General features: G+C 73.4%; 23 protein-coding genes and 1 pseudogene. 16 read left to right on the top strand and 8 right to left on the bottom strand.

Going from position 1 to position 18883, the window contains the following annotated elements:
• The first annotated feature begins 48 nt into the window (after positions 1-48).
• A complete protein-coding gene (locus tag ASF89_RS04105) occupies positions 49-324 on the top strand; it encodes a hypothetical protein (protein ID WP_055800482.1) in 276 nt (91 codons plus the stop codon).
• Here ASF89_RS04105 and ASF89_RS04100 read toward each other — a convergent pair.
• From ASF89_RS04100 to ASF89_RS04090, 3 genes are read right to left on the bottom strand one after another with little or no spacing between them, the layout of a single operon-like run.
• Positions 321-1112, bottom strand: a complete 792-nt coding sequence (locus tag ASF89_RS04100; protein ID WP_055812232.1) for an NAD(P)-dependent oxidoreductase — start codon at positions 1110-1112, stop codon at positions 321-323. The two genes, ASF89_RS04105 and ASF89_RS04100, sit on opposite strands and share 4 nt — an antisense overlap.
• 46 nt (positions 1113-1158) lie before the next feature.
• Complete coding sequence (locus ASF89_RS04095) at positions 1159-1473, bottom strand: multidrug efflux SMR transporter (protein WP_055812229.1); 315 nt, start codon at positions 1471-1473, stop codon at positions 1159-1161.
• Positions 1473-1886 carry a multidrug efflux SMR transporter gene (locus ASF89_RS04090; RefSeq protein ID WP_055812226.1) on the bottom strand — a complete coding sequence of 138 codons (414 nt, stop codon included), beginning with the start codon at positions 1884-1886 and terminating at the stop codon, positions 1473-1475. Before ASF89_RS04090 ends, ASF89_RS04095 begins: the two co-directional genes overlap by 1 nt.
• A 199-nt stretch (positions 1887-2085) precedes the next feature.
• On the opposite strand from ASF89_RS04090, the gene ASF89_RS04085 reads away from it, so the two are divergent.
• Together ASF89_RS04085 and ASF89_RS04080 are read left to right on the top strand one after the other, a co-directional pair.
• On the top strand, positions 2086-2793 hold the full coding sequence (locus ASF89_RS04085; protein WP_055812223.1) for a hypothetical protein: 708 nt from the start codon (positions 2086-2088) through the stop codon (positions 2791-2793).
• A 171-nt stretch (positions 2794-2964) separates the two neighbouring features.
• Positions 2965-3213, top strand: a complete 249-nt coding sequence (locus ASF89_RS04080) for a hypothetical protein (RefSeq protein ID WP_055812220.1) — start codon at positions 2965-2967, stop codon at positions 3211-3213.
• Positions 3214-3294: 81 nt separating this feature from the next.
• On the opposite strand, the gene ASF89_RS04075 is transcribed toward ASF89_RS04080, so the two are convergent.
• Positions 3295-4464 carry a zinc-dependent alcohol dehydrogenase gene (locus ASF89_RS04075; protein WP_055812217.1) on the bottom strand — a complete coding sequence of 390 codons (1170 nt, stop codon included), beginning with the start codon at positions 4462-4464 and terminating at the stop codon, positions 3295-3297.
• A complete protein-coding gene (locus ASF89_RS04070) occupies positions 4461-4928 on the bottom strand; it encodes a hypothetical protein (protein WP_055812214.1) in 468 nt (155 codons plus the stop codon). The genes ASF89_RS04075 and ASF89_RS04070 overlap by 4 nt, the downstream gene beginning before the upstream one ends.
• Positions 4929-5101: 173 nt before the next feature.
• On the opposite strand from ASF89_RS04070, the gene ASF89_RS04065 reads away from it, so the two are divergent.
• Both ASF89_RS04065 and ASF89_RS04060 read left to right on the top strand, forming a co-directional pair.
• Positions 5102-5686, top strand: coding sequence for a helix-turn-helix domain-containing protein (locus ASF89_RS04065; RefSeq protein ID WP_055800455.1), 585 nt, complete (start codon positions 5102-5104; stop codon positions 5684-5686).
• A 10-nt stretch (positions 5687-5696) separates the two neighbouring features.
• Positions 5697-7091 carry an MFS transporter gene (locus tag ASF89_RS04060; protein WP_082489764.1) on the top strand — a complete coding sequence of 465 codons (1395 nt, stop codon included), beginning with the start codon at positions 5697-5699 and terminating at the stop codon, positions 7089-7091.
• 4 nt (positions 7092-7095) lie between these two features.
• Here ASF89_RS04060 and ASF89_RS04055 read toward each other — a convergent pair whose 3' ends face one another.
• A complete protein-coding gene (locus ASF89_RS04055; protein WP_082489763.1) occupies positions 7096-8481 on the bottom strand; it encodes a hemolysin family protein in 1386 nt (461 codons plus the stop codon).
• A 212-nt stretch (positions 8482-8693) separates the two neighbouring features.
• Here ASF89_RS04055 and ASF89_RS04050 point away from each other — a divergent pair, with 212 nt between their 5' ends.
• From ASF89_RS04050 to ASF89_RS04035, 4 genes are all read left to right on the top strand, one after another.
• Positions 8694-8891, top strand: a complete 198-nt coding sequence (locus tag ASF89_RS04050) for a hypothetical protein (RefSeq protein WP_055800452.1) — start codon at positions 8694-8696, stop codon at positions 8889-8891.
• A gap of 218 nt (positions 8892-9109) precedes the next feature.
• Positions 9110-9541: a hypothetical protein gene (locus ASF89_RS04045; protein ID WP_156357424.1), complete on the top strand. Its 432-nt coding sequence runs from the start codon at positions 9110-9112 to the stop codon at positions 9539-9541.
• Between the two features lie 105 nt (positions 9542-9646).
• Positions 9647-10165 (top strand): hypothetical protein, encoded by a 519-nt coding sequence (locus tag ASF89_RS04040; RefSeq protein WP_055800445.1) that lies wholly within the window; start codon positions 9647-9649, stop codon positions 10163-10165.
• 281 nt (positions 10166-10446) lie between these two features.
• Positions 10447-11538: a hypothetical protein gene (locus ASF89_RS04035; protein WP_055812211.1), complete on the top strand. Its 1092-nt coding sequence runs from the start codon at positions 10447-10449 to the stop codon at positions 11536-11538.
• A gap of 70 nt (positions 11539-11608) precedes the next feature.
• On the opposite strand, the gene ASF89_RS04030 is transcribed toward ASF89_RS04035, so the two are convergent.
• Together ASF89_RS04030 and ASF89_RS04025 are read right to left on the bottom strand one after the other, a co-directional pair.
• A complete protein-coding gene (locus ASF89_RS04030) occupies positions 11609-11965 on the bottom strand; it encodes a hypothetical protein (RefSeq protein WP_055812206.1) in 357 nt (118 codons plus the stop codon).
• A 123-nt stretch (positions 11966-12088) separates the two neighbouring features.
• Positions 12089-12736, bottom strand: a complete 648-nt coding sequence (locus ASF89_RS04025) for a TetR/AcrR family transcriptional regulator (protein ID WP_235483972.1) — start codon at positions 12734-12736, stop codon at positions 12089-12091.
• Between the two features lie 33 nt (positions 12737-12769).
• Between ASF89_RS04025 and ASF89_RS04020 the strand changes: the two genes are divergently transcribed.
• From ASF89_RS04020 to ASF89_RS16045, 7 genes and pseudogenes are all read left to right on the top strand, one after another.
• Entirely contained in the window at positions 12770-13783 is a 1014-nt protein-coding gene (locus tag ASF89_RS04020) for a DMT family transporter (protein WP_082489762.1), read from the top strand.
• Complete coding sequence (locus ASF89_RS04015; protein WP_235483970.1) at positions 13780-14496, top strand: CHRD domain-containing protein; 717 nt, start codon at positions 13780-13782, stop codon at positions 14494-14496. Before ASF89_RS04020 ends, ASF89_RS04015 begins: the two co-directional genes overlap by 4 nt.
• A gap of 86 nt (positions 14497-14582) precedes the next feature.
• A complete protein-coding gene (locus tag ASF89_RS04010) occupies positions 14583-15203 on the top strand; it encodes a class F sortase (protein ID WP_235483968.1) in 621 nt (206 codons plus the stop codon).
• Positions 15204-15496: 293 nt separating this feature from the next.
• On the top strand, positions 15497-15907 hold the full coding sequence (locus tag ASF89_RS04005; RefSeq protein ID WP_055800430.1) for a molybdopterin-binding protein: 411 nt from the start codon (positions 15497-15499) through the stop codon (positions 15905-15907).
• Positions 15904-16782: a molybdate ABC transporter substrate-binding protein gene (gene modA / locus ASF89_RS04000; RefSeq protein WP_082489761.1), complete on the top strand. Its 879-nt coding sequence runs from the start codon at positions 15904-15906 to the stop codon at positions 16780-16782. The genes ASF89_RS04005 and modA overlap by 4 nt, the downstream gene beginning before the upstream one ends.
• A 103-nt stretch (positions 16783-16885) precedes the next feature.
• Positions 16886-17653: pseudogene (locus ASF89_RS16050) on the top strand (ABC transporter permease); the annotation flags it as partial.
• Complete coding sequence (locus tag ASF89_RS16045) at positions 17633-18868, top strand: sulfate/molybdate ABC transporter ATP-binding protein (RefSeq protein WP_235476625.1); 1236 nt, start codon at positions 17633-17635, stop codon at positions 18866-18868. The pseudogene ASF89_RS16050 and the gene ASF89_RS16045, both read left to right, overlap by 21 nt.
• Positions 18869-18883: the final 15 nt, after the last annotated feature.

Raw genomic sequence — 18883 nt, 5'->3', positions numbered from 1 at the left:
CGTCGCTCGAGGGAGGCGCGGGGCCGGTCGGCGACGTAGCGTCGCCTCATGGACGAGTCCACGGAACGCCCCGTGCCCGACCCCGAGAGCGGCGCCGGCGCCGCCGACGACGCGGAGGAGTCGGACTCGAACGACGTCGCGATGGCGATCGTGTTCGGCGTCGTCGGCGTGACCCTGGTGCTGACCCTCGACACGCCCTGGGCGGGGCTGCCCATGCTGGTGCTCGGCCTGTTCTTCGGCGGCAGGGCCGTCCGTCGGAGCCTGCGCCCGGGCGGCGATCCCGCGAGCACGCCGACCACCAGGGCGTCGGAGGCCGACGACTAGCGGCGCATCCGATCCGTCGAGAATCGCGCCGTGGCGAAGTCCCCGCCCTGCGGGGTGCGCTGGTCGATCGGCTCGACCTCGCCTCGTTCTGCGGAGTCGTCTTCGGGCACGTAGCCGAGGGCGGCGCCGGAGTCGAGATCCCACCAGCGGGTGGTGTTCGCCGACACCGCGTAGAACACGGCCGTCTTCTCGGTCGTCGTCATCGCCGCCACGAAGGCACGGACGGCGTCGGCGGGGCTGAGCCAGGTCCGTTGCGCGCGGGCGGACTCCGGGGCGTCGGCGTAGGTGCCGATGCGGACGGAGATCGTGCTGAGGTCGAACTTGTCGGCGTAGAGCCGGCAGAGCGCCTCGGCGGCCGCCTTCGAGACGCCGTAGAAGCCGTCGGGGCGGACGGGCATCTCGGGTGTCACGTGATCGCCAGCCGTGTACGAACCCGTCAGACGGTTGCTGCTGGCGAAGACGACCCGGGGCACGCCGGCTCGCCGGGCGGCCTCGAGCACGTGGTACGTGCCGACGATGTTCACCTCGGCCAGATCGTGGAAGTCCGCTTCGTCGGGGATGCCCCCGAGATGGACGACCCCGTGAGCCCCCGCGAACAGCTCGGTCAGCCCCTCGAGGTCGGCCAGGTCGGTCGTCGCGGAGGTCTCGCCCTGGTCGGCGGGGACGACCGGCCTGATGTCGGTCGAGACGAGCTCGACGCCCCGCTCGAGGAGTGCTGCTCGGAGGGCGGTTCCGATGGTGCCGGCCGCGCCGGTGATGACCCAGCGGCGGCCTGTGATCGTCGTCATGAACGGATCGTACGACGAGCCTCCGACACCGGGGCGGGTCCGCCGCTCAGTGACCGAGCTCGATGAGGAACACCCCCGCGATGATGCAGACGATGCCGGCGCCCATCAGCCAGGTGAGCGGGTCGCCGAAGAGCACGCGGCCCAGCACGGCCGTCAACGCGACGCCGGTCGCGGCCCAGACGCCGTAGGCGACGCCGATCGGCAGACCGAGCGAGAGGGCGGCGCCGAGCAGCGAGAAGGCGACGACGTACCCGATGCCGACGGCGATGTACCAGCGCCGACGCCCGTCGGTGGCGAGCTTCAGGCTGATGGTCGCCGCGACCTCGCAGAGGATCGCGATCGAGAGCAGCACCCAGGCCATCAGAGACCTCCGTCCGTCTGCGGGGCGGGCGGGACGTCGCCCGGGTGACCCGCGCCTCCTGAGGATCCCGTCGCCGCACGGGCCCGGGCGGCGTGCGCCCGCTGCGAGCCCAGCTCGACGAGCAGCACCCCGACGACGATCAGCACGAGACCGACGATCATCACCCCGGTCAGCGCCTGGCCGAACAGCACGGCCGCCATGACCGCGGTCAGCGCGACGCCCGACGCACCCCAGATGCCGTAGGCGACGCCGATGGCCATGCCGCCCTTCAGCACGCGGGTCAGGCAGAGGAAGGCCGAGAGGTAGCCGGCGACGACGAGGGCGTACCAGCCGGGTGCGGTCACGGCGGCCTGCAGCGCCAGCGACGCGGTGACCTCGACCGCGATCGCGCCGCCGAGCCAGAGCCAGGTCATGCTGTCCTCTCGTCGATGGCGCCCCCGGATGAGCCGGGAGAGGTCCGAGCGGACCACGACCCCGGACGGTCTCCGCGGGGCCTCCTCATGCTGTCAGAGTCTCCCGACGAAGGCCGTCAGGGGGCCTCGCCCGAGCGTCGATGCGCCGTGAGCTGCGCGGCGTCGGCCCCGCCGGGTCGGAAGGCGGCAGGATCTCCCCATGAGTGACGGAGCGCTGCGCGCCGGATGGCGTCTCGTCCGGGAGCGACGAGGGGAGTTCCTCGATCCGGCCCGGCTCCGTCGACGGACCGTCGTCGCGGGTCTCGTCGCCGTCGTCGTCGGCGCGGCGCTCGTCGTGTCCGAGATCGCCTGGGGCTTCGATCTCGGGCCCGTCCGGGGTGGCATCGCGCTGGTCCTGCTCGCCGCGGCGGCGGGCTGTCTGGCCGCGACGCTGGTGGGCACCGCGGCTCCCGGCGTCGTGCCGCCGGCGGGGAGCGCTCGAGGCGACTGGCGCCGCTCCCTCCGCATCGAGCAGCACTTCGAGGCCCGACCGCCGATGATGACGTCCGACGACCGCGACGACGTCATCGCCTGGGCGGACGCGACGCTCGGCCCGTCGGTCGTCGCCGCCGATCGCTCGGTCTGGAACCCGGCGGGGTTCCTCATCGCCTGGATCGCGTTCCTGGTGGGCGGCGCCTCCCTCTCGGTCGCTCCGACGCTGGCGTTCTTCCCGGCCGCGTTCGGTGCGCTGCAGTGCGTGCCCGTCATCGGCGCCGTGCTCGCCGCGGGTCGCGGCGAGGCGGCCCGTCGGCGCGCCCTCGCGGTTCCCCCTCTCACGCCCGCGGAGCCCGCCCCCGAGCGGCGTCCTCGACCGGAGCCTCGTGCCGTCAGGCCGCCGGGCTCGCAGCTCGCCCTGCCGGACGAATGACCTGCCGGAGCCCGGGCCGGCGACCCGACGCGCACGCCGGCGAGGCTGGAGCGAGGGGCGGACGCCGACCCGTCCCCGCCTCCTCGTCGTACGCTGACGGCAGACCGGAGGTCGTCGTCCCTTCTGGAGGCGCGGCGCGGGGATCCGGACGGCACGAGATCAGGGGGCGTCATGGAACCACGGACCGACGACGGACTGGCTGACGCGCGGGCGCTCTTCCGGTCGTCCGACGGATCCGAGCCGGAGACCGTGACCCGGGCCGATGCGACTTCGCGCGACACGCTCGCCGGGGCCGCCGCGCTCGGACTAGGGTCGGCCGTCGTGGCGACCCTCGGCACGGTCGTCGTCATCGTCGCCGCGGTGGGGCTGCCGATCCTCGCGATCGCGCTCAGCGCGGCGGCGGCCTCCCTCCTGCTCTGACCGGAGGAGGCGCGGGCCGGCGGCGGACCGCCACCGTCCGGCCTCGACGGCACCGCACCTCCTCGGCACCCGGTCGTGCGCTCAGGGGTGGAAGACCGCCCGGACGCAGCCGTCGGCCTTCTTCTTGAACATGTCGTAGCCCTGCGGTGCATCGCTCAGCGGCATGACGTGGGTGGCGAGGTGGTCGGTCGAGATCTCGCCCGCGGCGATGCGCTCGAGCAGCATCGGGATGTACCGGTGACCGAACTGCTGCCCCGAACGCAACGTCAGCGCCTTGTTCATGAAGGCGCCGAGCGGGAACTTGTCGACGTAGCCGCCGAACACGCCGAGCGAGAAGACGCTGCCGCCCTTGCGAGCCGAGAGGACCGCCTCGCGCAGCGCCGTCGGCCGGTCCGTCTCGAGCTTGAGCAGCGACTTCGCCTTGTCGTAGACGCCGTCGGCGCGGTGGCTGTGCGCCTCCATGCCGACCGCCTCGATCGCGACGTCCGGGCCGCGTCCGCCGGTGCGCTCACGCAGCTCCGCCATCACCTCGGTGCTCGAGTAGTCGAGGGTCTCCGCCCCGATGCGCCGGGTCACCTGGTCGAGCCGCTCGGGCAGGCGGTCGATGACGATGACCTTCTCGGCGCCGAGCAGCATGCTCGCGCGCGCGGCCATCTGCCCGACGCCTCCGGCACCCCAGACGGCGACCGTGTCGCCCGGCTGCACTCCCCCGAGGGCGGCGCCCATCCATCCGGTGGGGACGGCGTCCGATGCGAAGACCGCCTGCTCGTCGGTGACGCCGTCGGGCACGGGGAAGGCGCCCGTGTCGACGAACGGCACGCGGACGTAGTCGGCGTGACTCCCGGCGAAGCCGCCCGTGATCTGGCTGTACCCGAAGCAGCCGCCCGTGGCCGCGCCCCACAGCCCCTCGCCCATGCCCTGGTGCGGGTTCGAGTTGTCGCAGAGCGAGGTCTTGCCCGCCTTGCAGTAGACGCACTGCCCGCAGCTCATGAACGAGCAGACGACGACCCTGTCGCCGACCTTGCGCTTCGTCACGGCCGAGCCGACCTCGACGATCTCGCCCATGAACTCGTGGCCGAGGATGTCGCCCGCCCGCATCCCGGGGACGTAACCGCCCAGCAGGTGCAGATCCGAACCGCAGGTCACCGTCGTGGTGACCTTGACGATCGCGTCGTGCGCGTTGAGGATCCGCGGGTCGTCCACCGTCTCGACGGCGAGCTCGTTGATCCCTGTCCAGACGAGAGCCTTCACAGCACTCCCTCCCCACCGGAGCGGTGAGCGACGAGATCCGTCAGCCGACCGGCCGGCGTCGACCGCCGATGACCTTCGGGCTGCGGCTCCTGCCTCGTGATCTCGCCGACCTCGAGCAGCTGCTTCGTCTCGCGCAGCGCGCGGCGGACGTCCTGTCGCGGGTCGGCGCCGGTGGCCCGTCGGGCCAGCGATCCGACGGCGGTCGCAGGAGGCGCGGCGAGGGGACGCGCTGACAGCTCGGTCCCGCGACCCCCCGGCGCCTCCTTCGTGCGCACCTCGACCGAGTCGCCCAGGTCGCCGAGCGGGCCCGTGGCCGCAGCCGCGGCGACCTCGTCGCGAGGCCGGTCGACGGTGACGACGTGCCAGCGGTCCGCCGAGGCCCGTCGGCCGAGTCGTCGGCGACGGACGACGACGACGGCTGCGGCCGTGACGGCGGGGAGGACGAGTGCTGGGGCGAGGCGCATGGGACTCCGATCCGCGAGGGGCTGCTCTGTCGGCCCGACGGTACGAGCCGGTCCGCCTCGAGGACCGGATCGGGGCGCCCCCCTTGACAACGGCCTGAGGCCTCGTCTCGGGAGCGTGATGGATGCACAACGACTCTTGCGCAACATCCCTTGCGGAGTCTATCGTCGTCTCCATGACCCCCCGCGAGACCTCTCGGACGACGCTCACCTCGGCCGCCTCGATGCGCGTGATGGCGCATCCGACGAGGCTGCGCCTCCTCGGCCTGCTCCGCGAACGCGGCCCGCAGACCGCCGCCCTCCTCGGCGACCTGGTCGACGAGGCGCCGGGGACGATCAGCTACCACCTCGGTCGGCTGGCGTCGATCGATCTCATCGAACCCGCGACGGCGCAGAGCACGGATCAGCGCGAGCGCTGGTGGCAGGCGACCACGATGCTCACCTCGTGGGAGCCCGCCGAGCTGCTCGACGACCCCGACGACCTCGCCGCCTCGTCGGCCCTGCAGAAGTCGATCGCGCACGCCTACGCGAACCGGTACACGGACTACATCGACGCGGCACCGGCCCTGCCCCGCGAGTGGGTCGCGGCCGCGGCGAGCGGCGATCGCAGCCTGCGCCTCACGGTCGACGAGCTGGCCACCCTGCGGGGCGAGCTCGAGGCGCTCGTCGAGCGCTGGGTCGCGGCGAGCGCGAGCCGTGACCGCGACGACGACGGCGCGGAATCGGTCGCGCTCGTCTACCAGGCCTACCGGCGGCCGTGAGGCGCGCCCGATGCGCCGCGCATCAGCCGGGGGGTCGGTGACGACCACCCCGCGTGACCGTCGAGCCGTCGGCTCGCTGACCGCACTGCTGGCGGCTCACGCCGTCTCGCAGACGGGCAACGTCGTGACGGCCTTCGCCGTGCCCTTCTACGTCCTCGGGCTCGGCGGCTCGGGAGTCGAGGTCGGGGTCGCCGCGTTCTTCGCGACCGTCCCCGTCGTCGTCGGCGGCGCGTTCGGCGGAGTCGTCGTCGACCGCGTCGGCCACCGTCGCGCCTCCGTCGTGGCCGATCTCGTCAGCGGGGCGGCGGTGCTGGCGATCCCCACCCTGGCGTTGACCGTGGGGCTGCCCTTCTGGGCCCTGCTGGCGCTGGTCTTCGCCGGCGGCCTGCTCGACACCCCGGGGCAGACGGCCCGCCGCGTCATGCTGCCGCGCCTCACCGAGCGGGCCGGCGTCCCCCTCGAGCAGAGCGTGGGCCTCCTCGACGGCTCGGAGCGCTTCGCGAAGCTCGTCGGCGCGTCGGTCGCGGGCCTGCTCGTCGCCGCGCTCGGGCCGCTCCCCGCCCTCTTCGTCACCGCCGCGACGTTCGCCGTGTCGGCGGGGCTCACGGTGGCGTTCGTCCCCGCGGCCACCCGGGAGCCCCCGGTGACCGGCGGCGACGGCAGCGTCACGACGGCCCGCACCTCGTACTGGTCCGATCTCGGCGACGGGCTGCGCTTCGTCGTCCGGGATCCCCTCCTGCGACTGGTCGTCGCGCTCGTCCTCGTCACGAACCTGCTCGACGCCGCCCGCGGGTCGACCCTGCTGCCCCTCTATGCAGACGACCGACTGGGCGGAGCGGCCGCGTTGGGCCTGCTCGTCGCGACCATGGGCGGTTGCGCACTCGTGGGCAACATCGCGTTCGGCTTCGTCGCCCATCGGCTCTCCCGCCGCGTGACGCTCGCCGTGTGCTTCACCCTGGCCGGCGGCCCCTCGAGCGCCGCGTTCGCCCTGGGCGCCCCGCTGCCCGTGCTCATCGCGGCGACCGCCGTCGCCGGCCTCGCAGCGGGGTCGATCAACCCGATCCTCGGCGCCGTCCAGCTCGAACGGGTGCCCGAGCGCATGCGCGGTCGCGTCTTCGGACTCACGAACGCGGGGGCCTGGGCCGGAGTGCCGTTCGGCGCCCTGCTCGGAGGCATCGCCGCCGACACGATCGGCCTCGCCGTGGCCTTCGGGGTCGTCGCCGTCGCCTACACGATCGCCACGCTGACCCCCTTGCTCGGCGGCTCGTGGCGGTTGATGGAGCGAGAGCGGATCGCGCTCGGCCGGTCGGCGACCACCGGCGACCGCCCGCCCGCACAGCGGAACGGCCCCGCCGAGGGCGGGGCCGTTCCGATCGATGATCGTCAGGAGGGGCGAGGAGCGTGACGGGTCAGACCATCCGGCCCCGGTCCGCCCCGTCGTCGGCGGACGAAGCCTTCGCCGTGGCCGAGCTCGAGCCGCCCGGGAGCTCGACGTGCTCGACGTCGGCGTCGCTCTCGGTCTCGTCGGGGATGACCAGCAGCTCCGAGATGCGGCGGCGGTCCATGACCGTCACCTGCAGACGCGCCCCGTCGATCTCGACGATGTCGCCCACCCGGGCCAGTCGGCCGAGGCTCTCGATCACGAAGCCGGCGACCGTGTCGGACGCGCTGTCGGGCAGGTGGATGCCCGTCGCCTCCTCGAAGTCCTGGAAGTTCAGGCGACCGTCGACCGTCCCGCCCCCGGCGCCGAGGTCCTCCGCGGCCGACTCGGTGTCGTACTCGTCGAAGATCTCGCCCACGACCTCCTCCACGAGGTCCTCGAGCGTGACGATGCCGTCGGTCCCGCCGTACTCGTCGATGATGACCGCGATGTGGTGCCCGCCGGCGCGCATGGACGTGAGCGTCGGCAGCACGCGGGCCGTGGCGGGCAGATACGAGATGGTGCGGACGATGTCGCGGACGGGGGTCGCCGGGTCCTTCGAGATGGCCTCGAACAGGTCGCGGACGTGCACGAAGCCGATGATGTCGTCGATGGACCGGTCGATGACCGGGTACCTCGAGTACGGGCGGTCCTGCACCTCGCTCGCGGCGTCGCTCACGGTGCCGGTGCCGTCGACGGCCGTGACCTCGGGGCGAGGGCGCATGACCTGGCTGAGCTGCCGATGACGCAACGAGAGCACGTCGTCGAGGATGCGGCGCTCGTCGTCGGGCAGACCCTCGTGGCTCGAGACGATGTCGCGGAGCTCCTCCTCGGTCATCTCCTCGCCCGTCTTGTGCGGGTCGCCGCCGAGCATCCGGACGACGAGGTTCGTCGAGATCGACAGCAGCCAGATGACGGGCCGCATGAGCACCGCGAAGACGGCAAGGACGGGTGCGACGGCGTAGGCGAACGAGGCGTTCCGCTGAATGGCCAGCCGCTTGGGCGCGAGCTCGCCGAGCACGAGCGAGAGGTAGGCGATGATCAGGGTCAGGGCGATGGTCGCGACCGTGCCCGCGGCCTGCTCGCCGAGTCCCCACGAGACGAGGAGGGGCGAGACCGACGGGGCGATCGACGACGCACCGTAGGCGGCCGACGCGAATCCGGCGACGGTGACGCCGATCTGCACGGCGGCGAGGAACATGTTGGGGTCGCGGGCGAGACCGGCGACCTTCTCACCCCGCTTGCCCCGGGCGGCGATGGCGTTGACCTGGCTCTCGCGCAGGGTGACCAGGGCCATCTCGGTGGCCGCGAACACACCCCCGACGAGGACGAAGACGACGACCAGGACGATGTTGAGGACGAGATCGCCGTTCATCGGGTCGTGGTGGCGATGGGCCGGGTGGTGCCCGGGGTCTTCCGGGCGCCCGGACTATGGCAGTCGGACGACGAGGACGATGAGTCTGCTGTGCGCTTCATGGGTGGAGAGTACCGGTAGAAGGGTGAGAGACACCGGCCTCGTCGTCGGCCGGACAGCCGCCTGCGGCTCAGCACCTCGGCCCTCCCACGATCGCGGCGTAGCGTCAGAGCATGACTGACGAGAAGCAGACCGAACCGATCATGGACGGCGCGACCGAGGCGACCAACGACGAGAAGCTCAGCGGGCTGATCGAGCAGGTCGAGCACGACCACGGCGACGAGGGAGCCGGCGCGATGGCCGACCACCTCCGAGACCGCATGGACGAGACGAGGACCGAGCCCGAGAACGGCGGCGACACCGAGGACTGACCCGCAGGGCGGCACCCCGGACCGCTGACCCCTGACCTGGGGGTGCTGCCCGCGCCTCCTCGACCGCGCCGCGGCGACGGTCCGTCGATACTGTGCAGACAGGGGGTTCTACCGGCGACGCGTCGGGGGCTCGTGCAGCCGGACGGTCCGGCGCCGATCGGTCCGACGACACGGGCCACGGCGAAGACGTCGCGCAGCGGCGTGATCAGGGGGAAGACATGGCGACACAGGCGACGACACGGAATCGGATCATCGGGGCGGTGGTGGCGATCGTCGTCGCCGTGCTCGTCTCGTTCGGGGTGCGGGCGGCGTTCCAGGCGTTCGGGGGCGACTCGAAGGAGGACGCCATCGCCGAGAACGTCGAACAGGCGAAGGAGCAGTACGACCTGCCGCAGCAGATCGACGAGGTCACCGTCCTCGAGGACATCACGGCCGAGTCCGACGCGATCCACTACCGCTACACGCTGTCGGGCGAAGGCGTCGAGAGCGTCACCGAGGAGCTGCTCGCGGCGTCGGTGCTCCCGCAGCTGTGCAGCACGGCGGCGACGCGCGACATCCTCGACCGCGACATCGGGATGAAGTACTCGTACGACGTCGAGGGAACGGGCGACCAGCTCGAGCTGGCCTTCTCGAAGTCCGACTGCGCGTAATCCGCTCGCGGTCTCCCGGACCCGTCGACCCCGCTCCGGCGGCGGCTCGGCGGGTCCTTCTCATCCGGCCTTCCCGAGCTGCGATCGACCTGGCAGAGTGAGGCGATGACCGATCGTGCTCACGACGACCTCAATCGCTCGCCCGTCGACGACGACGCGGTCGACGATCTCTTCTCCCGCGCCGAACGCCGCGACCGGGTCGTGCAGCTCGGCGTCGTGCTCGGGTACGTCGGTCTCTCGTTCGTGCGCCCAGCCTCCCTGGCTCCCGTCGCGCGGGTCGCGTATCACGTGACCCTCGCCGGACTGGCGGCGGCAGGCACGGCCAGCGGACTCACGCGCGAGCCCTTCACCGATCCGAAGGTCACGGCAGGAGGCGCGGCGGGGGCCGCCGGGGTCGTCATCGGCTTCGCGCGCACCACCGAGGCCCTCGACGAGCGTCTGCACCGGTCGATCGAACGCCTCGGCGTCGACCGACCACGGTGGATCATCGCCGCGCTCAGCCTGACCGTCGGCGTCAGCTCGCTCGTGCTCGAGCGGGTCGTCACCGAGCGGAGGCGCGCCCTGGTCGAGGCCGAGGCGGCCGCGGCGACGGCGCCGGCGCAGTCGGCCTCCCGCTCGCACTGACTCCGCCCTGCCCCTAGCAGGCCCGGCCCCCGCCGCACCCGACCGGCCCGCTCGACCCGCTCGGCTTCCGGAGGGTGTTCTCTCGCGCAGGCTATTACGAATACACGCGTAGCACCCCCCACCCGACTCCCCGCTGCGCATGCATGCGTGATTGAGAGGACACGCCGCCCCGGTCAGCTCCGCACACGCACACGCACGCACAGACAGGCACCTACCCCCTCGCGCTACGCGGTCAGCGGACACCGCGCCTCCTCGACCTCCGGCGCTGGCAGGGTGTCGTCATGAAGACACTCGTCCTCGGCGGCACGGCCTGGCTCAGCCATCGCATCGCATCGACGGCCGTCGCCGCTGGGCATGACGTCACCTGCCTAGCCCGCGGCATCGCCGTCCCCGACGGGGTGACGCTCGTCCGGGCCGATCGCGATCACGACGATGCGCTCGCCCCCGTCATCGGGCATCGCTGGGACGCGGTCATCGACGTCGCCCGCGAACCCGGTCACGTGCGGCGGGCCGTCCGCGACCTCGAACCCGTCGCCGACCGCTACCTCTTCATCTCGACGACGAGCGTCTACGCCGCGCCCGGACCCGTCGGAGCCGACGAGTCCGCCGAGCGCGTACCGCCCCTCGCCGCCGACCGCGTGCCCGGCCCCGACGACTACGGCCCCGCGAAGGCCGCCTGCGAGGACGCGGTGCTCGACGCCTTCGGAGAGGACCGGGCTCTCATCGCGCGGGCGGGGCTCATCGGCGGCCCCGGCGACCCGACCGGCCGCACCGACTACTGGCCGTGGCGGTTCGCCCACCCCACCCGCGCCTCCTCGGCCGACACCAGCACCAGCACCAGCACCAGCACCAGCACCAGCAACAGCACTGACGGTCGATTCGTCCTCGTCCCCGACGCCCCCGACCTCCCGACGTCGGTGATCGACGTGCGCGACCTCGCCGAGTGGCTCGTCCGCTGCGCCGAGCAGAGCACGAGCGGCGTGATGGACGCCGTCGGCCCGTCGGCGCTCTTCCCCGCCCACCTCGAGGCCGCGCGAGAGGCCGCAGAGGCGGCACCCACGACGGTGACCGCGACGGCGTCGGCCGACTGGCTGCTCGCCCGCGAGGTGGGTCAGTGGGCGGGCCCGCGCTCACTCCCGCTCTGGATCGCCGACGCCGACTGGTATGGAATGAACGCGCGCACGGGCGACCGAGCGCGGTCCGCGGGACTCACGCACCGCCTCCTCGTCGACACGCTGCGCGACGCCCTCGACGACCGCGAGCGCCGGAGCGACCCCGGCACGCGTCCGAGCGGACTCGACGACGACGACCACGCCGCCCTGCTCGCCGACCTGCTCGCCGGTGCCGGCGCGGGGGAAGGCTCACCCGACTGAGCATCCCCCGCCGCCGTGCCTGCCGCGGGCACGGCGGCGGGCACGCGACAGCCGAGGAGGCGCGGCTCGCTCAGAGCAGGTCGCGCACCGTCTCGTACGTCCGGTCGGGTGCCTCGAGGTGCATGTCATGGTGCACGCCGGGCAGTCGGCGCACCTCCCACCCCACTGACTCGAGCCTCGTCGCGAGGGCGTCGGGCAGCACCGACGGGGAGTCGTCCGACAGCACGATCGTCGATGGGACCTCGGGCGGAGCCACGACGACCGGGTGGAACGCGACGTCGCGGAACACCCCGACGGCCATCCGCCGGTCGAACAGCCCGTTCGCCCGATCGAGCGAGGCCCGGATCTCGGCGGTGTAGCCGGCACGCGTCCGGGCTCCGCGTCGCGCCTGCAGCGCCCCGGCGACGCCCATCGTCACCAGGGGCACCGCCCAGAACAGCCGACCGGCGATGCCCGTCGTGGGCAGCGCACCTCCGACCGCGCCGGGAGCGGGCGTCCTGCCGGGCCGACCCGCGCCTCCTACGGCCTCGGCACCCCGCCCCGCTCCGCCTCAGACGACCCGCGCGCGCAGCACCTCGGCCGCCGCCGCCCGTGCGACGACGAACGGCTCGGCGAACGTCCGCATGCCGAGGGTGACGAGTCCCCCCTCGTGCAGCAGCATCAGCAGTCGCGCCGTGCCGTCGGGGTCGTCCACGCCCGCCTCGCGGCACAGGGCGCCGAAGAGCTCGAACATCCAGGCCTTCTGGCGGACGACCTCGGGCAGAGCGGGGTTGCCGTCGCTCCCGTCGCCCATCTCGGCCCGGGCGTTGATCGCGCTGCAGCCCTTCCGGTCGTTGTCGGGCACCCAGAGGATCGTGGCGTCGAAGACGGCCAGCACCCGGTCGGGGCCCGGCTCGGGCACGAGAGCGAGGTGGGCGGCGATGTGCTCGCGCCATCTCTGGTCGCGGTGCTGCAGGTACGAGACGACCAGCGCCTCCTTCGATCCGAACCGGTCGTAGAGGGTCTTCTTCGTGACCCCGGCTTCGGCCGCGATGGTGTCGACGCCGACGGCGTGGATGCCCTGCTCGTAGAACAGCCGCGACGCCGCGTCGAGCACGCGACGGGCGCCGGGCGTGAGCGGAGGCAGGGGCGGCAACGACGCCGGCAGCGGATCGGTCGAGGAGTCGGGGAGGCGCGAGGTCGTCTCGGATTCGGTCACCCCGAGAGTCTACCGATCTGTATAGTCGATCGCATGAGTAAACAGATCGGTGTACTCGGTGCCGTCGTCACCGTCGTGGCCTCGGCCGCCTTCGTCACGTCGTGGAGCTCCGGCTTCGTCATCGCCAAGATCGCCACGGTCGACGTGCCGGCCACGACCCTGCTGGTCTGGCGCTTCGCCCCGCTCGCGGTCGTGCTGCTCGTCGTGCTGCTCGCCCGGCCGGACGGGCTCGCGGCGCTCCGCACGGTGCCGCGGGCCGACCTCCGACGGCATGTCGCGATCGGGCTCTCGGCCCAGTTCGGCTACTGCTTCTTCGTCTACGCCGCGGTCGGGGCGGGCATCGCGACCGGCACGACCGCTCTGATCGACGCCGTGCAGCCGCTCGTCGTCGCCACCCTCGTCGGGCCGCTGCTGGGGCTGCACGTCCGCGGCGGCCAGTGGGTGGGCCTCACCCTCGGCGCCGTCGGGGTGGCGCTGGTCGTCGGATCGCAGCTCGGCGGCTCCGACGCGTCGGCGGCGGCCTACCTGCTGCCCGCGGCGGCCATGGCCTGCCTCATCGTCGGGACGTTCGTCGAGCGGCGATCGGAGGCGCGCCTCCCCGTCGTCACGACCCTCACGATCCACATCGTCGTGACCGCCGCCGCGCTCATCGTGCTGGCACTCGCCACCGGCACGCTGGCGCCGCCCGCCGATGCGGCCTTCTGGCTGGCCGCCCTGCTGTCGGCGGCGCTGCCGACCCTGATCGCCTACGGCCTTTACTGGTGGCTGCTGCGGCGGGTCGGCATCACGGCCCTCAACGCCCTGCTCTTCCTCGTGGCGCCGACGACCGCCCTCGCGGGAGCCGCCCTGTTCGACGAGCCGCTGACCGTCGTGACCGTCGCCGGGTTCGTGCTGTGCGCCTCCGGGGTCGCGCTGGTCCTGATCTTCGAGGGAAGAAAAGATCCTGTCGTGTTGAACGTTCCGCGCAGCGCCGTCGTAGGCCCCTCCACAAGCGTCGTCCGACCGGATCACGCCCCGCGAGAGGCAGAGGAAGCATGTCGAAGATGAACCGTTCCGTCCGCACCCTGACCATCGGAGGCGCCGCCGCGGCCGCCCTCACCCTGTTCGCCGCCGCTCCGGCGAGCGCCGAGACCGAGGTCCCCGAGCCCTCGAGCTTCACGAGCGCCTTCACCGTCATGGCGACGCCCGACCAGGTCATCAACACCGAAGGCGCCGTCACCCCGGGCCAGGAGGGCGCCACCGGCACCTTCGACTTCCGCATCAACAGCGACCAGAACATCATCTGCTACGACATCACCCTCTCGGGCGTCTCGGGCGACTACAAGAGCCCGGCCAAGACGGCCACGCACATCCACGAGGCGGCAGCCGGCAAGTCGGGCCCGCCGCGCATCGCGTTCCCCAACCCCGTCGACGACGGCACGGGCGAGCGCACCAGCAGCGGCTGCCTCCAGGGCCCCTTCACCACGGGCGTCATGAGCGACGCGGGCGCCGACACCGGCGAGGGCTTCACGCTCGCGCAGATCGAGGCGAACCCCGAGGGCTTCACCGGCGACTCGCACACCGCCGACTTCGCCGCCGGCGTGGTGCGCGGCCAGCTGACGCAGGTGCCGGTCGGCGGGGTCGACACCGGTGCCGGAGGCGCGGCGAACGCCTCGTCCGGTGACCAGAGCCTGATCGGCGCCGGCGCGATCGGCGCCCTCGGACTGCTCGGCGCGGCCGGCGTGCTCGTCGCCCGTCGCCACCGCCGCCAGGAGTCCTGATCTCCGGCGGTCGCCCCGAGGCGGGTGCGTCGCGTGAGCGTCGCACCCGCCGGGCGGCCGCGCCCCTGATCGTCTCGGCCGCCGCGGTGGTCGCCCTCGTGCTGACCGGCTGCGCGCCGGACTCAGGAGGCGCACCCGCCGCACCGACGGAGGTCGCCGCCCCGACGGGGTCGGGTCCGACGGCGGAGTCGAGCGCGCCTCCTGCCGGGTCCACCGCGCCGTCGGCGGCACCGACCCCGGTGGCGTCGCCGGCGATCGCCGACGGGGTCGCCCCGATCAGGGTGTCGGTTCCGTCGATCGAGCTCGACGAGCCCCTCATCGACCTCGGCATCGCCGCCGACGGACGCATGGAGGTCCCGACGGACTTCGACGACGTGGGCTGGTTCACCGGAGGCGGTCGACCCGGTGGGAGGGGACCGACCGTCATCGCGGCGCACGTCGACTCGACCACGGGGCCGGCCGTGTTCGCGCGACTCTCGGAGGTCGCGGTGGGCGACGAGGTCGAGGTGCTCGACGCCGACGGCACGCCCGCCCGCTACGCCGTGACCGAGGTCGAGGACTTCGCCAAAGCGGACTTCCCCACGGCCAGGGTCTTCGGCGCCACGGCCGACGACTCGCTGCGCCTCATCACCTGCGGCGGGTTCTTCGACCGGAGCGTCGGGCACTACGACGACAACCGCGTCGTCTTCGCCGAGCGCGTCCGGTAGGCCGGGGCCGGGCGGAGCGGGCCGGGCGCCTCCGTCTCCCCCACCTCCCCCCCCTCCATCGCCGCCGCCGCCGCCGCCCGAGTGGTCAGAAGATGCTCTCCCCCCGCTCACGGACGACATCTTCCGACCACTCGACTCCTGGCCAAACCGCACTGCGGGGCACGGTGGTCGCTTCCCGCCCTTCGCGCCGCCCTCGAGGGCCTCTTCCGACCACCGAATCGAGGCGCCTCCGGCGCCCTTCCGCGGGTCGGTGAGCTCCTTCGCAGCGCAGATGCGGACTTATACTGGCTCCCATGGCTCAGATACGGATCCGCGACGCAGCGTCCTTCCTCGGCGTCAGCGACGACACCGTCCGCCGGTGGGTCGCCGACGGCACCCTCGTCGGCGAGCGCGACGCCTCGTCGCGCACCGTCGTCGACGGGCTCGCCCTGGCTCGACTGGCTCGCGAGAACGCCGTGCTGCCCGACGACCCGTCGGGCATCGGCCGTTCGGCTCGCAACCGGTTCGTCGGGCTCGTCACCGACATCGTGATGGACACCGTCATGGCGCAGGTCGAGATCCAGTGCGGGCCGCATCGCGTCGTGTCGCTGATGAGCAGCGAGGCCGTCCGCGAGCTCGGGCTCGAGCTCGGCTCCGTCGCGGTGGCCGTGGTGAAGGCCACGACCGTGATCGTCGAGACGCCTCAGCGACCGGTGGGCGCATGAGACTCCCCGCGGCCCACGCGAGCGGCGATATCGCTCCCTCGGGGCGCACCCGCCGCACCCGCCGCACCCACCGCCCCCTCCGCACCCGCCGCGCCGCAGTGCTCGGCATCGTCGGGCTGACGGTCGTCGCGCTGACCGGGTGCGGGGCATCCGACGACGGCGCCACCTCGGCGTCGGGCTCACCGGGCGGTGACGACCTGTCGGGCAGCATCACGGTCTTCGCCGCCGCGTCGCTCACCGGCTCGTTCGCCGACCTGGCCGCCGACTTCGAGGCGGCGCATCCGGGGGTGTCGGTCGACCTCAACCTCGCGGGCTCGTCCGATCTCGCCACGCAGATCGTCGAGGGGGCGCCCGCCGACGTCTTCGCCTCGGCCGACGCGAAGAACATGAGCACGGTGGTCGACGCGGGCCTCACGGACGGCGACCCGGTCGACTTCGCGACGAACGTGCTCGAGATCGCCGTGCCTCCGGGCGATCCCGCCGGCGTGCGCGACCTCGCCGATCTCGCCGACCCCGATCTCGACGTCGTCGTCTGCGCCCCCGCCGTGCCCTGCGGCGCGGCGACGGTCGCCGTCGCCGAGGCGGCGGGGGTGGAGCTGACGCCGGTCAGCGAGGAGTCCTCCGTCACCGACGTGCTCGGCAAGGTCACCTCGGGCCAGGCCGACGCGGGGCTCGTCTACGTGACCGACATCGCCGCCGCCGGTGACGCCGTCGAGGGCGTCCCGTTCGACGAGTCCGCCGAGGCCGTCAACACGTACCCGATCGTGGCGCTCACCGACTCCCGAGACTCGGATGCGGCACAGGCGTTCGTCGACTACGTGGCCGGCCCCGACGGCCAGGCGGTGCTCTCGGCCGCCGGCTTCGGGTCGCCGTGACGAGGCGCCAGGCGGCGACAGCCGCTCGTCGCCTCCCCCGGTCTCCTGCCGCCGCTGGGTGGGAGCCGATCCGGTGAGCCGTGGTCGTGTCCGCCGCGCGCCCATGAGCCGCGTACCCGCCACCGGGATCCCGGCGGGCGTGCTGATCGTGGCCGCCGTGGGCGCCGCGTTCGTGGTGCTGCCCCTGGCCGCGATGGTGCTGCGGGTGGACTGGCACCGCTTCATCCCCCTCGTCACGTCGGAGTCGTCGCTCTCGGCCCTCCTCCTCAGCCTCCGCACATCCGTCGCCGCGACCGTCCTCTGCGTCGTCTTCGGCGTCCCGATGGCCGTCGTGCTGGCACGAGCGCGATTCCGCGGGCAGCAGCTGCTGCGGGCACTCGTCCTGCTGCCGCTCGTCCTCCCACCCGTCGTCGGGGGCATCGCACTGCTCTACACGTTCGGCCGGCGGGGTCTGCTCGGCGGGGTGCTCGACGTGCTCGGCGTCGAGATCGCGTTCTCGACGACGGCGGTCGTCCTGGCGCAGACCTTCGTCGCCCTGCCGTTCCTCGTGCTCAGCCTCGAGGGCGCCCTGCGCACCGTCGGCACGCGGTACGAGGTCGTGGCCGCCACCCTGGGCGCTCGACCGACGACCGCGCTGCGCCGCGTCACGCTGCCCCTCGTGCTGCCCGCGGTCATCTCGGGCGCCGTGCTGTCGTTCGCCCGGGCCCTCGGCGAGTTCGGAGCGACGCTGACCTTCGCCGGCAGCCTGCAGGGCACGACCCGCACGCTCCCCCTCGAGATCTACCTGCAGCGCGAGACCGACCCCGACACCGCCGTGGTCCTCTCGCTCGTGCTGGTCGTCGTCGCCGTCGTGATCGTCGCGGTCGCGCATCGGGTCGGCGGGTTCGCGCCCACCCGCGGGGCGGCGCCCACGGACCGCCCGTCGGCGGAGGCGCCCGGCCGCGCCGACGACGGCCCGCGAGCGGATGACGCTCCGGCGGGCACCGCCCCGCCCGCCGCGCCTGCGCGTCGTCTCGAGGTGACCCTCCGGGTCGACGAGCGCGACGTCGACCTCCGCCTCGTCGTCGAGCCGGGCGAGACGGTGGCCGTGCTCGGCCCGAACGGCGCGGGCAAGTCGACGCTGCTCGGCGCCGTCGCCGGGCTCGTCCGACCCGACGCGGGTCGGATCGCCCTCGACGGCACCGTGCTCTCCGAGGCGGGTCGCGACCGGGGCGACGCGTCGTCGTGGCTCGCACCGCACCTCCGCGGCGTCTCGCTCCTGGCGCAGGAGCCGCTGCTCTTCCCGCACCTGACCGTGCTCGAGAACGTGGCGTTCGGCCCCCGCAGCGCAGGCCGCCCCGCCGACGAGGCGCGCCGGACGGCCCGGCGCCGGCTCGACGAGGTGGGGGTCCTCGATCTCGCGGGCAGGCACCCGGGCGAGCTCTCGGGCGGCCAGGCTCAGCGGGTCGCCGTCGCGCGGGCGCTCGCATCGGAGCCGGGGGTCCTGCTGCTCGACGAGCCCCTGGCGGCGCTCGACGTGGTCGTGACGCCCGCTCTGCGGCGGACCCTGCGGCGCGTGCTCGCCGACCGCACCGTGATGATCGTCACGCACGACGCGCTCGACGCGTACACGCTCGCGGATCGCGTCGTCCTCGTCGAAGGCGGTCGCGTCGTCGACGAGGGGACGCCGACCGAGGTCTTCGACCGTCCGCGCACGCGCTTCGCCGCGCGTCTCGCCGGCGTCAACCTCGTCACCGGGGTCGTCGACCGGGGCGCGGTGCGCGTCGACGCCGACACCCGCCTCGGCGTCGGCACCGGCCCGGGAGCCGACCTCCTCATGACGGAAGGAGGCGCCGTGTCGTTCGCCGTGCCTCCTGCGCTGGTCACCGTGTCGTTCGATCGGCCCGACGACCCCTCGCGAGAATGCGTCCGCGGCGAGCTGCTCGACCTCGAACCGCGCGGCGACGTCGTCCGGGTGCGGGGCGCGCTGCTGTCGGCCGACCTCGGTCCGAGGCGAGCCGCGGAGCTCGACGACCACGTCGGGCGCCCCGTCTGGTTCTCGTTCGACCGCGCCGCCGCCGAGGTCTACCCCGCCGAGCGCCGCTGAGCGCCCGCCCCGCAC

Source organism: Frigoribacterium sp. Leaf172 (assembly GCF_001424285.1).
GTDB lineage: Bacteria > Actinomycetota > Actinomycetes > Actinomycetales > Microbacteriaceae > Frigoribacterium.
This window is presented reverse-complemented; position numbering and strand designations above follow the sequence as displayed.

Coding starts and splice junctions, on each gene's coding strand:
- ASF89_RS04005 (WP_055800430.1), top strand. CDS start 15,497: ATGGCTCAGATACGGATCCGCGACGCAGCGTCCTTCCTCGGCGTCAGC.
- ASF89_RS04095 (WP_055812229.1), bottom strand. CDS start 1,473: ATGGCCTGGGTGCTGCTCTCGATCGCGATCCTCTGCGAGGTCGCGGCG.
- modA (WP_082489761.1), top strand. CDS start 15,904: ATGAGACTCCCCGCGGCCCACGCGAGCGGCGATATCGCTCCCTCGGGG.
- ASF89_RS04065 (WP_055800455.1), top strand. CDS start 5,102: ATGACCCCCCGCGAGACCTCTCGGACGACGCTCACCTCGGCCGCCTCG.
- ASF89_RS04045 (WP_156357424.1), top strand. CDS start 9,110: ATGGCGACACAGGCGACGACACGGAATCGGATCATCGGGGCGGTGGTG.
- ASF89_RS04050 (WP_055800452.1), top strand. CDS start 8,694: ATGACTGACGAGAAGCAGACCGAACCGATCATGGACGGCGCGACCGAG.
- ASF89_RS04085 (WP_055812223.1), top strand. CDS start 2,086: ATGAGTGACGGAGCGCTGCGCGCCGGATGGCGTCTCGTCCGGGAGCGA.
- ASF89_RS04055 (WP_082489763.1), bottom strand. CDS start 8,481: ATGAACGGCGATCTCGTCCTCAACATCGTCCTGGTCGTCGTCTTCGTC.
- ASF89_RS04040 (WP_055800445.1), top strand. CDS start 9,647: ATGACCGATCGTGCTCACGACGACCTCAATCGCTCGCCCGTCGACGAC.
- ASF89_RS04090 (WP_055812226.1), bottom strand. CDS start 1,886: ATGACCTGGCTCTGGCTCGGCGGCGCGATCGCGGTCGAGGTCACCGCG.
- ASF89_RS04070 (WP_055812214.1), bottom strand. CDS start 4,928: ATGCGCCTCGCCCCAGCACTCGTCCTCCCCGCCGTCACGGCCGCAGCC.
- ASF89_RS04100 (WP_055812232.1), bottom strand. CDS start 1,112: ATGACGACGATCACAGGCCGCCGCTGGGTCATCACCGGCGCGGCCGGC.
- ASF89_RS04060 (WP_082489764.1), top strand. CDS start 5,697: ATGCGCCGCGCATCAGCCGGGGGGTCGGTGACGACCACCCCGCGTGAC.
- ASF89_RS04020 (WP_082489762.1), top strand. CDS start 12,770: ATGAGTAAACAGATCGGTGTACTCGGTGCCGTCGTCACCGTCGTGGCC.
- ASF89_RS04035 (WP_055812211.1), top strand. CDS start 10,447: ATGAAGACACTCGTCCTCGGCGGCACGGCCTGGCTCAGCCATCGCATC.
- ASF89_RS04105 (WP_055800482.1), top strand. CDS start 49: ATGGACGAGTCCACGGAACGCCCCGTGCCCGACCCCGAGAGCGGCGCC.
- ASF89_RS04080 (WP_055812220.1), top strand. CDS start 2,965: ATGGAACCACGGACCGACGACGGACTGGCTGACGCGCGGGCGCTCTTC.
- ASF89_RS04015 (WP_235483970.1), top strand. CDS start 13,780: ATGAACCGTTCCGTCCGCACCCTGACCATCGGAGGCGCCGCCGCGGCC.